A 12,498-nucleotide genomic window follows, 5' to 3' on the forward strand; every position below is an offset into this window, starting at 1 on the left:
CAGCAGAAGCCGAGGCCAACTGCCACGCAGCTCTGGAAACTGAACCCATGGCCGCATAACTCACCAAAATCAGCCTCCGGCAAACCCGGGGCAGTTCAGATCCCCTTTTTTGGCGGCCATACTGGTCGCCGTTCGATGGGCCTCGAGATATGTCGCGTCGATCATCACGGTCTTCTCTTCGCCGTGCTCAGCGGCCAGACCTGCCATCATCCGGGCGAAGATGCCTTTCTCGCTCCACCCCTTCCACCGGCTGTAGAGCGTCTTGTGCGGACCATAGGCGGCAGGAGCATCCCGCCAACGCAAGCCATTGCGATTGATGAAGATAATACCGCTCAAAACCCCCCTGTCATCGAGCCGAGGCTTACCATGAGGCTTGGGGAAGAAAGGGCCAAGCGTGCCATATGCACGTCGGTCAGCCAGTAGAGATTGCTCATGTCACCGCTCCGTTTTCGAAGCCGAGAATCATGCTGTGCGCACAAAATCAATGCATCCTGAACCTATACTGCTTCTCGTATTGCTCGCGGATGTCGAGCGGGTTCGCCCGCAGCGAATTCTCCATCCCCCGCTTCGCGTCATCAACCCAGCCCTCGATCTCAGAGGGCGACAGATCGAACGACCGGCTCGCCTCCGCCACCGTCGTCTTGCCCTGGATGATTTCGATCACCAGCGCTGTCTTGCGCTTCGCAGTCCACCGTTTGACGCCGTCGTCCATACTCACACTCATCGCTACCTGTCTCCTTGTAGCATGAGCAGAAAATCAGTGGGTCGATACACGGCTTGAAAGGAGCAACTGAAAGACCGCAGCGACATCGGCGCAATGGTGCCCGAGATGATGATGCCCAAGGATGGGGCTGTGCTTGCCCCAGGCTGCTCCCCAGATCGGGCCGGAGCGTTGCATTTGCATAAATCTTCGGTGCTCCGAGGGCCGCAAAAATCATCAGCTTATTTTGTTGCGCAGAAAACTCTGCTTGTCTCGACAAAATTCAGCTCGGTCCGATCTCTAGAAAGTTCGGGAAATCCGAACTCCCATACCCGCGGCACTCCTCGATCCAGACTGCTTTCAGCGAGAGCAGGACCGTCTCGACCTCGGAAGACCCACCCCGCGCCAATGATTTCCCTGCGACCCTCGGTATTTGGCGGCGATGGCGATTACGGTAACCACCGAGAGGGTTCGTCTGCCCTGGCGCATCTGCAGGCAAGGGGCGTCGCGCCAGACATGAGGTCATTCGCCGGTCGGCTCAGAAATTCGCCGACGCGCCCCTCCTTCACCGGGAAACCGATCCGAGCGATTTTTCTGGACCGGCCCATTCCGTGCCCGGTTTCAAGACGGTGTTTTCCGAGATGCCACTCATTCCCATGACCTGGACGAGATCATCGACGCGGCGGGTGGAAAGGCTCATCGTGGCTTCCTGGCTCATAGCCCCCGAAACCTGTTCGGAAGTTTTGCGAGCTTCCAGAAAGCCGGGGAAGTAGCTGCCCTGACTCGGCTTCAGCAGCCGCGGGTTCCGGGTACCGAGCCGGATATCTGGTGCGCGATCATGGTAGCCGCTGCGCTTCGTGGAACGCTCGCCGCTGCGCTCAGCCCAAGGGGCGCCGATCATGCCTTCGACATCCGTCCGAGCGATCCAGTGGATCGATCGCTTTTCGCCGGAAGCCCATGACCAACTGAAGAACGGCCTCGGTGATGCTTCCTGATCTGCGTTGCCAGCAGCTCGGACAAGTCCATGCCGGTCTTGGCCATCGGGGTTTCCGGCTGGTTCGTGGTCGAAGCGTCGACTCCACCTCGACCATACATCCCGATGGCCACTACCGGTTACACCACGGCTGAGGACGCTACCCGAAGCGGCTGAGGCGGTGACGGATGATGTCTTCAGCCTCGGCGATGATGCGGGTGAGGAGGTCGGCGCAGTTGGGGATGTCGTGGATCAGGCCCTGCACCTGCCCGGCCCAGATCAGCCCTGCGTCCAGATCGCCGGTGGAAAGCGCCACGCGGCCCTTCGCGCCGGAGACCAGCGGTTGCACATCCGCGAAGACCGCGCCCGGGCGGGAGCCGATCTCCGCCACCTGCTCCGACACCGAATTGCGCGCCACGCGGCCGGTGTTCTTGAAGCCGCGGAAGATGAGCTTCGTGTCGCGTTCGCCGTTGGCGACTAGGAACTCCTTCACCGCCTGATGAATCGGCGCCTCCACCGTCGCGCAGAAACGGGTGCCCATGTTGATCCCCTCGGCGCCGAGCGCCAGCGCCGCGACCAGCCCGCGCCCGTCGCCGATGCCGCCCGAGGCCAGCATCGGCACCGTGACCTGATCCGCCGCCGCCGGGATCAGCACCAGCCCCGGCACGTCATCCTCGCCCGGATGGCCCGCGCACTCGAACCCGTCGATGGAGATGATGTCCGCCCCCATCCGCTCCGCCGACAAAGCATGGCGCACGGAGGTGCATTTGTGCAGCACCGTCAGCCCGTGGGACTTGAAGTCGTCCACATGCTCCTGCGGCTTGCCACCCGCCGTCTCCACGATCTTCACGCCGCTCTCGATGATCGCGCGGCGATAGTCGGCGTAAGGAGGCGGGTTCACCGACGGCAGGATGGTCAGGTTCACGCCGAAGGGACGGTCGGTCATCGTGCGGCAGCGGTCGATTTCCCGGCGCAGGTCATCCGGCGTTGCTTGTGTCAGCGCGGTGAGGATGCCGAGACCCCCGGCGTTGGAGACGGCGGAGGCCATCTCCGCCGTGCCCACCCACATCATGCCGCCCTGCACGATGGGGTGGTCGATGCCCAGCATTTCGGTGATGCGCGTGCGGATGGCCATCAGAGCGCCTCCACGATGGTGACATTGGCGATGCCGCCGCCTTCGCACATGGTCTGCAGCCCGTAGCGGCCCCCGCGCGCCTTGAGCGCATGGACCAGCGTGGTCATCAGCTTCGCCCCCGAAGCGCCCAAGGGGTGGCCGAGCGCGATGGCGCCGCCGTTGACGTTGAGCCGGTCGGGATCCGCGCCGGTGGCCTTCAGCCAGGCCAGCGGGACGGGGGCGAAGGCCTCGTTCACCTCGTAAAGGTCGATGTCGGCGATGGACATGCCCGCGCGTTCCAGCGCGCGTTGGGTGGCGCGCAGCGGCTCCTCCAGCATGATGACCGGATCGCCCGCGGTGACGGTCAGGTTCACGATCCGCGCCTTCGGCGTCAGGCCATAGCGTTTCAGCGCGGCCTCCGACACCACCAGCACCCCCGCCGCGCCGTCGCAGATCTGGCTGGCATTGGCGGCGGAGATCATGCCGCCCTCCTCCAGCAGTTTCACCTGGCCGATGGCCTCCAGCGTGGCGTCGGCGCGGATGCCTTCATCGCGCGTGTGGAACCCGCCGTCCACGGCCAGCGGCACGATTTCCGCGTCGAACGCCCCCGCCTCCGCCGCCGCCAGCCCGCGCCGGTGGCTTTGCAGCGCAAACCGGTCGAGGTCGTCGCGGGAAAAGCCCCATTTCTCCGCGATCATCTGCGCGCCGTGGAACTGGCTGAAGTCCCGCGTGCCATAACGCGCGGCGATCCGGTCGGAGAACGGGCCGATGCCCAACCCTTCCCGCGCATGGAATTTGGTGTTGGAGAACATCGGCACGCGGGTCATGGACTCCACGCCCATGGCGATGACCACGTCCTGCGTGCCCGACATCACCGCCTGGGCCGCGAACTGCACCGCTTGCTGCGACGATCCGCACTGGCGGTCGATGGTGACGGCGGGAACGCTGTCGGGGAGCTTGGAGGCCAGCACGCAGTTGCGCCCGAAGGCGAAGGCCTGTTCGCCGGCCTGCGTTACGCAGCCGACGATCACGTCGTCGATGACCGCCGGGTCGATGCCCGATCGCGCCACCAGCGCGTCGATCACTTCCGCCCCCAGATCAGCCGGGTGCCACCCGGCCAGCGCGCCGCCGCGCCGCCCGCCCGCCGTGCGGACCAGTTCCACGAGATAGGCCTCTGCCATGATGTTCTCCTCCGGGAGGGCCGCGCGGGGCGGCCGGTATGGGTTCCCCGCCCGGATGGGCGGGCGGTTCAGTGCCGTGCGCGCGTCACCTCGGCGCCATGCGGATCGCACCGTCGAGGCGGATCGTCTCGCCGTTCAGCATCGGGTTGTCGATGATCGCGGCCACCATGCGGGCATATTCCGCTGGATCGCCGAGCCGCGGCGGAAACGGCACCTGCGCGCCGAGGCTCTCCTGCGCCTCCTGCGGCAGCGACGCCAGCAGCGGGGTCAGGAAGAGCCCCGGAGCGATGGTGACCACCCGGATGCCCCAGCGGGCGAGTTCGCGCGCGACGGGCAGCGTCATGCCGACGATCCCGGCCTTGGACGCGGCATAGGCGGGCTGGGCGATCTGGCCGTCGAAGGCCGCGACCGAGGCGGTGTTGACGATGACGCCGCGTTCCTCGCCCAGCAGGTCGGCGCGATGCAGCGCCGCCGCGAATTTGGAGAGCACGTTGAACGTGCCGATGAGGTTGACGTTGACGATGGCCGTGAAATCCTTGAGGGGCAGGGGGTTCCCCTCGCGGTCGATGACCTTGCCGGGCGGCCCGATGCCGGCGCAGTTCACCAGGATCCGCGCCTTGCCATGCAGCCCCTCGGCTTCGGCGATGGCGGCCTCCACCTGCGCCTCATCCGTGACGTTCACCTTGATGAACGCGCCCCCAACGGCGTTGGCTTTGGCACGCCCAAGTTCCTCGTTCATGTCGAAAATGGTGACTTTGGCCCCCGCCTGCGCCAGCATCTCCACCGTCGCACCCCCAAGACCAGAAGCCCCGCCCGTCACAATCGCAGATTGTCCGTTGATCTCCATTCCGTTCCCCTCTCAGGCCGATTTCGGCCAGTATTCGTCCCGCAGCAGCCGTTTGATGAGCTTGCCCGTCTCCGTCCGCGGCATGTCGGCGCGGAAGTCGATCGTCCTCGGCACCTTGATGTTGGAAAGCCGCCCCTTGCACCAGTCGATGATCTCCTGCGCCTTGGCCGCATCGGCGGGAACGCCGGGGGCAAGCTGGATGACCGCCTTCACTTCTTCGCCCATTTCCGCGTTCGGCACGCCGAAGACGGCGGCATCGGCAACGTCGGGATGGGTGATGAGCAGGTCCTCCGTCTCCTGCGGATAGATGTTCACCCCGCCGGAGATGATCGTGTAGGCCTTGCGATCCGACAGGAAGAGATAGCCCTCTTCGTTCAGATAGCCGATGTCGCCGAAGGTTGCGCAGCCGGGGCGCAGATAGGCGGCGGCGGTCTTTTCGGGGTCGTTGCGGTATTCGAACTGCACGCCGCTGTCGAAATAGACACCGCCGATCTTGCCCCGCGGCAGCTCGTTGCCCTCATCATCCGCGATGATGATCGGCCCTGTCAGCGACCGGCCCACCGTGCCGGGATGGCGCATCCAGTCCTCCGACGTGGCCAGCGTCACGCCATTCGCCTCGGAGCCTGCGTAGAACTCGGTCAGGATCGGCCCCCACCAGTCGATCATCGCTTCCTTCACCTCGCGCGGGCAGGGGGCGGCGGCGTGGAAGGCCATCCTCAGCCGGTCGTGGCGATAACGGGCGCGCACCTCCGGCTCCAGCTTCAGCAGGCGCACGAAATGGGTCGGCACGAACTGGCCATGCGTGACGCCCCATTTCTCGATCAGGGCCAGCGTCTCCTCGGCGTCGAATTTCTCCGACAGGATGGCCGTGCCGCCGAACATCACCGCCATCATGGCGAAACGCAGCGGTGCGGCATGGTAGAGCGGTGCGGGGGTGATGAGCACGGTGTCCGGCCCCATCCCGCCCATGGTTTCGCACAGCACGGTCATCAGCGCGGGGATGACCGTGTCGACGGGCTGCGGCGTGAACCGCCGCACGATGCCCTTCGGCCGCCCGGTGGTGCCGGAGGAATAGAGCAGATCCGCGCCCGCCGCCTCATCCGCGACCGGCGTGTCCGGCAGGGTGGCGAGAAGCGCGTTCCAGTCCGTGGCCGGATCGGTGCCGTTCCCGGCGATGAAAAAGCGCGTCTGCGGGCAGGCGGCCTGCAATTCCGCCAGCAGATGGTCGAATGTGTCGGAAAGGACCGCGACCGTCGCATCGCAATCGGTGATGATATAGGCGATCTCCGGCACGGTCAGATGCGTGCTGATCGCGGTGTAGAAGACGCCGCTGCGCTGCCCGGCCCAGGCGAGGGCCATGAAATCCAGACGGTTTTCAAAGATTAGCGCGACATGGCCGCCACGGCCAACGCCAAGCGCCCGGAACGCCTGCGCATTGCGGTTGGAGGCGCGGTCGAGCTGCCCATAGGTGATGGTTTCGCCCGAACGCGCCATCCGGTAGGCGATCTTATCCGGGGTGAGTTTGGCGAAATGGGAAAGGTGTTTCATGCGCGCTCCTCCTCGCGGATGATCTCAGGCCCCACGGACACGGTCGTCCAGGCCGAGCCCGCGGCCAATGATTTCCTTCATGATTTCGGATGATCCCGCGTAGATCCGGCTGACCCGCGCATTGGTGTAAAGGCGGGCGATCTCATATTCCTCCATGAAGCCCGCGCCGCCGTGCAACTGCACGCATTCATCGACGACGAAGCCCTCCGTCTCCGACGCGATCAGCTTGGCTTCGGCCGCCAGTTCAGGGGTGAGCTGGCCGTCGAGATGCTCCTGTGCGCAATGGTCGACAAAGGCCTGCACGGCATCCAGACGGGTGCGCATCTCCGCCATCTTGAAGCGGGAGTTCTGGTATTGCCCGACCGGCTTGCCGAAGACCTTGCGGCCCTGCACGAAGTCCAGCGTGATGTCGAAGGCCCGCTGGGCCTGCGACAGAAACTGGACAGAGCCGATCAACCGCTCCTCCGCCAGATTGGCGATCATCATGCGGAAGCCGCCCCTCGGGTCGCCCAGCAGGTTGTCCTTCGGGATGCGCAGATTGTCGAAATGGAGCTCTGCGGTGTCCTGCGATTTCATCCCGATCTTCTTCAGCCGCCGGCCACGGGAAAATCCGGGGGTGTCGGCGGGGACGAGGAAGAGACCGATGTCATGCCGCCCGGTGCCCGTGCGGGCGGCGACCAGCACCAGACCGCAGAGAAACCCGTTGGAGATGAAGGTCTTCGACCCGTTGATGAGCCAGTGGTCGCCCCTGTCCTCCGCCTTCGTGCGGATGCCGGAGAGGTCGGAGCCGGTGTCGGGTTCGGTCATGGCGATGGCCAGCACGGTTTCCCCCGACACGATGCCCGGCATGAACCGCGCGCGCTGGTCCTCCGTGCCGAAGCGGTGGATGTAGGGCGCCACGATCCGGCTGTGCAGCGGGATGTAGAGCCCGTTTTCCCGCGCCGACAACTCCTCCGTCAGGATCATGTCATAGCGGAAATCGTCCAGCCCCAGCCCGCCGTATGTCTCATCGGCATACATCGCGAGGAACCCCTGCGCCCCGGCCGAGCGCCAGACTTCGGGCGAGACCTGCCCCTCTTCGCGGAAGCGTTCGGAATGGGGATAGACCTCCGCCTCCGCCCAACGGCGCACGCTGTCGCGGAAGATCTCGTGTTCGGGCTCGAAGAGACGGCGGCGGATCATGGCATTCCCCCTCACGCGACCTTCACGCGCCCGTCGCGCAGCACGTCATAGGCCGCGTCGGGCAGGGCAAAGCGCGGGCCCCATTTCGCGGCCAACTCCTCGGCGCGGGCGCGGAACGGCTCGATCCCGACCCCGCGGATGAATTGCAGCGTGCCGCCCGTGTGGCGGGGAAAACCGATACCGAGGATGGATCCGAGGTTCGCCTCCGCCTCGTTGCGCAGGATGCCTTCGTTCAGGCAGCGCAGCGTTTCGATGGCCTGGACATAGAGGATGCGGTCCTCCGCCTCCGCCTGCGGGATGTCGTGGTCCTGTTCGCGGAACCGCGACAGGCCGTCCCAGATCTTCGGCGGCTGGCCGTCGATGTAATCGTAGAAGCCGCGCCCCGCCTTGCGCCCCGGACGGCCCAGTTCGGTCATCTCGCGCGCGATGCGGCGCAGCGGGCGGTTCGGCACGGGAAAGCCGTCCTCCACCCCCAGCCGCGCGTCGATCTTGCGGTGCGTTTCATAGGCGGCATGGTTGAGCGAGATCATCACATCGTCATGCAGCCGGAAGGGCGGCATCGGCATGCCCGCATCGACAGCCGCCTGTTCGATGGCCAGCGGGTCCATGCCGTCCACCAGCAGCTCAAGGCTTTCGTTCAGATAGGTGGAAAACACCCGGCTGGTGAAGAAGCCGCGCGAATCCTTCACGATGATCGGGGTTTTCCTGAGTTGCTGGACGAAATCATAGGCGCGGCGCAGCGTATCGGGCGAGGTCTGCGGGCCTTCGATGATCTCGACCAGCGGCATCTTCGGCACCGGGCTAAAGAAATGCAGGCCGACGAAGCGGGAAGGGTCCTGCGCCGCCTCCGCCAGCAGGGCGACGGGGATGGTGGAGGTGTTGGTGGCGTAGAAGCCGCCCTCGGCCAGCCGCGGGAAGGTCTCGCGGATGACGTCGAGCTTCACGTCGACGTCCTCGAACACCGCCTCCACGATCACCTCGGGCGCCTGATCACTCAGCGCGGGGATGGCGTGCAGATGCCGGGCGATGTCATCGCTGGCCGCCTTCGACTGGGCGATGGCGGCGGCGCGGCCCTGTTGGGCCAGCGCCGGGCTGCGGTCGGTGATCCAGGTCTCCAGCCCGCGCGCGGCGGTGACATGCGCAATTCCCGCGCCCATCAGCCCCGCGCCCAGAACGGCCACGGAGCCCGCCTTCGCCCGCGCCCCTTCCGGGCGCAGCTTGCCCGACCGGATGGCATTGGCGGCGAAGAAGTTCGTCGAAATCGCCGCGCGGGTTTCCGGCAGGCCGATCAGGTCGCAGAAGAGCCGCGATTCCAGCGCCAGCGTCGCGTCGATGTCGAGCACGAGCCCGGCTTCGACGATCTCGATGATCTTCTTCGGGCCGGGCATCTTGCCCCGCGTGCGCTTCTGCACATCGGCGGCGGCAGCGGCGACGGCCGCGCGGGCGGCGATCATCTCCGCCTCCGTCAGGGGGGCGGGGTCGCGGTCCCAGGGTTGCAGGCCGGCGTCGGGATTGGCCTTGATCCAGGCGATGGCGGCGGGGATCAGCCCGTCGCGACCAGCCACGATGGCATCGACCATGCCGAGCGCCAGCGCCTCCTGCGGCGGCACCGCGCGCCCCGACAGCAGCAGTTCCAGCGCATCGGGCAACGGGATCAGCCGCGGCAACCGCGCAGCACCCCCCGCGCCGGGCAGCAGGCCGAGCGTCACCTCCGGCAGACCGGTGATCGCGGCGGGGTCATCGACGATGATGCGGTGGTTGCAGGCGAGAGCAATCTCGAACCCGCCCCCGAGGGCCGCGCCGTTGATGGCAGCCACCACGGGCACGGGCAGCCGTTCCAGCCGGCGGAAATAGCCTTTGTCTTCATTCAGCCAGGCCCGGTAGGCGTCGTCGGCGGGGCCGCGGGCGAGCAGCGTGTTCAGCTCTCCGCCCGCGAAGAAGGTCTTTTTCGCCGAGGCGATGATGACGCCGGTGAGGCCCGCCTCCGCCTCAAGCCGCGCGACGGTCGCGCCCATGAGGTTGTGATAGGCCTCGCTCATGGTGTTGGCGGACTGGCCATCCATGTCCATCGTCACTGTCACGATGCCGGCGGCATCGCGGGCATAGTCAAAGCCCATTGAATTCCTCCTCCGAAGGGCGGCCTCCTCGCCGTTTCTCCCCTGGTTGGTAAAAGAGTTACCCGTGGGTAGTTAAATTTTCAAGCGCTGTCCTAAAATTTTTCCGGGCGGGTTCGCGCGGAGGCGTCATTGCCAAATCCAGTTGCCAAAATCGGATTGAAATCTATGATTGCAGCGGAATTATACCTTCGGATGACGACGTGACCCAAACCGGAGAAATGCGCAAAGGGGAGCGGACGCGGCTCCGTCTCAAGAAGACTGCGCTGCGCCTTTTCGCCCAACGCGGGCTGGAGAACGTGTCGATTCGCGACATTCAGACCGCGGCGGGACAGAAGAACAATGGCTCGATCAGCTATTACTTTTCATCGCGCGACGCGCTGATCCGCGAACTGGTGGCGGATATCGCGCGCATCCTCGATGAGGACAACAACCGTCGCCTGGATGCGCTGGAGGCACGCGGGGGCCCATGCGATGTACGTCAGGTCGCCGAGATCCTGTTGCCGGTCATGCATCGCCGGGATCTCGGGAAAAGCGAGGCGCAGTATCAACTGCAATTCTTCACCTCGGTGCTGATCACCCGCCGCGACCTGATGTTCGAAGCCACGGTCGGGGCCGACCGCGCCACGCGGCGCTGTTTCGCCCATATCCGGCGTCTGGCGCCCCAAATGCCGCACGAGGTCCTGCGCCAGCGGCTGCAGTTGATGCTGCTCTATGCGCTGTCGGCGGGGGCATCCATGGAAGCGGGGCGGGATGACAATCGCAACTGGAAAGGCCTGTGGGACCAGAAGTCGGCAGAGCCGAACTTGGCCGATACGATGGCGGGCATGATCGTCGCGCCTGTCTCGCCGGAAACGCTGGCTGCGGTGGGCCAGCGGCGCAGTGCGGATCCTGCGCAGGATCTCCAGGACGCGGAGGGGCAGCCCGCTCCTCTGCAATAAGAACGCAGCCACGACCTGCGTCCCGATCACGTCATGGTCGCCGATGCGATCCGGCTCCGCGTAACCTGCAGTCGCTCGGACTCCGAGCGATTTGATCGGGTGGCCGGGGTCGAGCGGGTCAGCGCCGGTGCCTGTTTTACCCAATGTGATTCACGCCATCCGGCCCCGACCGGAGAGCTTGCCGGTCGGAGCGGGATCGGTTCAATCCGGCGATGCAAGCGCGGCCCGCGTGAACCCCTAAATGAAAACCCTTTTCCGACAAGAGGATACCGGAGGTCCGGCGCGGAATGACAAAACCGGAAATTTTAGGGCTTTGTCCTAAAATTTCTTGACTACCCCCCTCGCCCATGGCTTTCTGCGCCCATCGCAGAGATTTTTGGGAGGAGGTCTCATTGCGTTCATCCCTGAATGCAGACGGCCAGAATCTGATTTCGGTCAGGAATGTCTTCGTGACCTTCGGGGCCGTGAAGGCGCTGACCGATGTCAGCTTCGATCTGCGCCGCGGAGAGATCCTCGGACTGATCGGTCCCAACGGCGCGGGCAAGACCACGCTGTTCAACTGCCTGAGCCGCCTTTACAGCCCCACCTCCGGCCAGATCACTCTGGACGGGGAGGACCTTCTGGCCCTGCGCCCCGATCAGGTGGCGGGCAAGGGCATCGGGCGGACGTTCCAGAACGTCGCCTGTTTCGGGTCGATGAGCGTGCGGGAGAACATCCTGACCGGCTGCCACCCGCATATGGGCGGCAGCTCGCTTTCCGAGGCGCTGCGCTTGCCCGCCGCCCGCCGCGAGGAGGCGAAGGCGCGGGCGGAGATCGAGGAGATGATCACCTGGCTCGACCTAAACGATGTGGCCGACCGGATGGTAGACGATCTGCCCTTCGGCACCCGCAAGCGCGTCGAATACGCCCGCGCGCTGGCCATGCGGCCCAAGGTCATCCTGCTGGACGAACCCGCCGCCGGTCTGAACCACGAAGAGGTGCATGTGCTGGGCGATCTGATCCGGCGCACCCGCGACGAACGCGGCATTACGGTGCTGCTGGTCGAACACCACATGTCGCTGGTCATGTCCATTTCCGACCGCGTCGTTGTGCTGAACTTCGGCGGCAAGATCGCCGAAGGCACCCCCGCGGAGATCCAGCGCCATCCCGAAGTCATCAATGCCTATCTCGGAGGCTCCGCCGCATGAGCGCGCTTCTCGACGTGCGGAACCTGACCGCGGCCTACGGGTCGCTGACCGTCCTGCATTCCATCAGTTTCTCGATCCAGCCGAAGTCGATCACCACGCTTTTGGGTGCGAACGGCGCGGGCAAGACCTCCACGCTCCGCGCGATCTGCGGGATGATCTCCCGCAAGGGGGAGGTGATGCTCGAAGGCCGCGCCATTCAGGCGATGCGCACGGAGGCCATCGCCCGGCTGGGCGTCGCGCATGTGCCCGACGGACGGGGCACGTTCCTGACGCTGAGCGTCGAGGAAAACCTGCACATGGGCGCCATGGCGCGCAAAAACGGCCCCGACATCGCCGAGGATGTGGAGCGATACTATGAGATCTTCCCCCGGCTGAAGGAACGCCGCAGCCAGCAGGCCGGCACCTTGTCGGGGGGCGAGCAGCAGATGCTGGCCATCGCCCGCGCGATGATGCTGCGCCCGAAGCTGCTGCTTCTGGACGAGCCGTCCTTCGGTCTGGCCCCGCGCATCACCGAGCAGATCTTCGAGACGCTGGGCGAGGTGCGCCGCACGCTCGGCACCGCCATGCTGATCGTGGAGCAGAACGCCAACCTCGCGCTCGGCATCGCCGATCAGGCCTATGTGCTGGAAACCGGCAGCATCGTCATGAGCGGCACGTCCGCCGAGGTGATGGCGGATGAAAGCATCCGCGCCTCCTATCTGGGATACTGAC

At 65.5% G+C, this 12,498-nt stretch carries 11 protein-coding genes and 1 pseudogene; 3 read left to right on the forward strand and 9 right to left on the reverse strand.

Annotation, left to right across the window (positions count from 1 at the left end):
* Positions 1–102: 102 nt before the first annotated feature.
* The 9 genes and pseudogenes from RT513_RS17980 to RT513_RS18020 all read right to left on the reverse strand — a co-directional run.
* A pseudogene (locus RT513_RS17980) lies at positions 103–434 on the reverse strand (transposase); the annotation flags it as partial.
* A 47-nt stretch (positions 435–481) separates the two neighbouring features.
* Complete coding sequence (locus RT513_RS17985; RefSeq protein ID WP_290685880.1) at positions 482–724, reverse strand: DUF1153 domain-containing protein; 243 nt, start codon at positions 722–724, stop codon at positions 482–484.
* Positions 725–1,265: 541 nt separating this feature from the next.
* Positions 1,266–1,601 carry a transposase gene (locus RT513_RS20895; RefSeq protein ID WP_409518427.1) on the reverse strand — a complete coding sequence of 112 codons (336 nt, stop codon included), beginning with the start codon at positions 1,599–1,601 and terminating at the stop codon, positions 1,266–1,268.
* Between the two features lie 232 nt (positions 1,602–1,833).
* Positions 1,834–2,808: an NAD(P)H-dependent flavin oxidoreductase gene (locus tag RT513_RS17995; RefSeq protein WP_290685877.1), complete on the reverse strand. Its 975-nt coding sequence runs from the start codon at positions 2,806–2,808 to the stop codon at positions 1,834–1,836.
* Positions 2,808–3,968 carry an acetyl-CoA C-acetyltransferase gene (locus RT513_RS18000; RefSeq protein ID WP_290685874.1) on the reverse strand — a complete coding sequence of 387 codons (1,161 nt, stop codon included), beginning with the start codon at positions 3,966–3,968 and terminating at the stop codon, positions 2,808–2,810. The genes RT513_RS17995 and RT513_RS18000 overlap by 1 nt, the downstream gene beginning before the upstream one ends.
* Before the next feature lie 85 nt (positions 3,969–4,053).
* The gene (locus RT513_RS18005) at positions 4,054–4,815 is read right to left on the reverse strand and encodes an SDR family NAD(P)-dependent oxidoreductase (protein WP_290685870.1); all 762 of its coding nucleotides are present in this window, start codon (positions 4,813–4,815) and stop codon (positions 4,054–4,056) included.
* A 12-nt stretch (positions 4,816–4,827) separates the two neighbouring features.
* Entirely contained in the window at positions 4,828–6,363 is a 1,536-nt protein-coding gene (locus tag RT513_RS18010; RefSeq protein WP_290685867.1) for an acyl-CoA synthetase, read from the reverse strand.
* Positions 6,364–6,387: 24 nt separating this feature from the next.
* Positions 6,388–7,545, reverse strand: coding sequence for an acyl-CoA dehydrogenase family protein (locus RT513_RS18015; RefSeq protein ID WP_290685864.1), 1,158 nt, complete (start codon positions 7,543–7,545; stop codon positions 6,388–6,390).
* Between the two features lie 11 nt (positions 7,546–7,556).
* Positions 7,557–9,662 carry a 3-hydroxyacyl-CoA dehydrogenase NAD-binding domain-containing protein gene (locus RT513_RS18020; RefSeq protein ID WP_290685861.1) on the reverse strand — a complete coding sequence of 702 codons (2,106 nt, stop codon included), beginning with the start codon at positions 9,660–9,662 and terminating at the stop codon, positions 7,557–7,559.
* A 200-nt stretch (positions 9,663–9,862) separates the two neighbouring features.
* Between RT513_RS18020 and RT513_RS18025 the strand changes: the two genes are divergently transcribed.
* From RT513_RS18025 to RT513_RS18035, 3 genes are all read left to right on the forward strand, one after another.
* Positions 9,863–10,600 (forward strand): TetR/AcrR family transcriptional regulator, encoded by a 738-nt coding sequence (locus RT513_RS18025; protein WP_290685858.1) that lies wholly within the window; start codon positions 9,863–9,865, stop codon positions 10,598–10,600.
* Positions 10,601–11,049: 449 nt separating this feature from the next.
* Positions 11,050–11,787 (forward strand): ABC transporter ATP-binding protein, encoded by a 738-nt coding sequence (locus tag RT513_RS18030; protein ID WP_290685854.1) that lies wholly within the window; start codon positions 11,050–11,052, stop codon positions 11,785–11,787.
* Positions 11,784–12,497 (forward strand): ABC transporter ATP-binding protein, encoded by a 714-nt coding sequence (locus RT513_RS18035; RefSeq protein ID WP_290685851.1) that lies wholly within the window; start codon positions 11,784–11,786, stop codon positions 12,495–12,497. Before RT513_RS18030 ends, RT513_RS18035 begins: the two co-directional genes overlap by 4 nt.
* The last annotated feature ends 1 nt before the right edge of the window (position 12,498 follow it).

Origin of the sequence: Haematobacter sp., assembly GCF_032102465.1 — a bacterium.
GTDB lineage: Bacteria > Pseudomonadota > Alphaproteobacteria > Rhodobacterales > Rhodobacteraceae > Haematobacter.

Excerpts from the sequence above, each read along its gene's own strand:
- RT513_RS17985 (WP_290685880.1), bottom strand. The coding sequence starts at position 724 with ATGAGTGTGAGTATGGACGACGGCGTCAAACGGTGGACTGCGAAGCGC.
- RT513_RS20895 (WP_409518427.1), bottom strand. The coding sequence starts at position 1,601 with ATGATCGGCGCCCCTTGGGCTGAGCGCAGCGGCGAGCGTTCCACGAAG.
- RT513_RS17995 (WP_290685877.1), bottom strand. The coding sequence starts at position 2,808 with ATGGCCATCCGCACGCGCATCACCGAAATGCTGGGCATCGACCACCCC.
- RT513_RS18000 (WP_290685874.1), bottom strand. The coding sequence starts at position 3,968 with ATGGCAGAGGCCTATCTCGTGGAACTGGTCCGCACGGCGGGCGGGCGG.
- RT513_RS18005 (WP_290685870.1), bottom strand. The coding sequence starts at position 4,815 with ATGGAGATCAACGGACAATCTGCGATTGTGACGGGCGGGGCTTCTGGT.
- RT513_RS18010 (WP_290685867.1), bottom strand. The coding sequence starts at position 6,363 with ATGAAACACCTTTCCCATTTCGCCAAACTCACCCCGGATAAGATCGCC.
- RT513_RS18015 (WP_290685864.1), bottom strand. The coding sequence starts at position 7,545 with ATGATCCGCCGCCGTCTCTTCGAGCCCGAACACGAGATCTTCCGCGAC.
- RT513_RS18020 (WP_290685861.1), bottom strand. The coding sequence starts at position 9,662 with ATGGGCTTTGACTATGCCCGCGATGCCGCCGGCATCGTGACAGTGACG.
- RT513_RS18035 (WP_290685851.1), top strand. The coding sequence starts at position 11,784 with ATGAGCGCGCTTCTCGACGTGCGGAACCTGACCGCGGCCTACGGGTCG.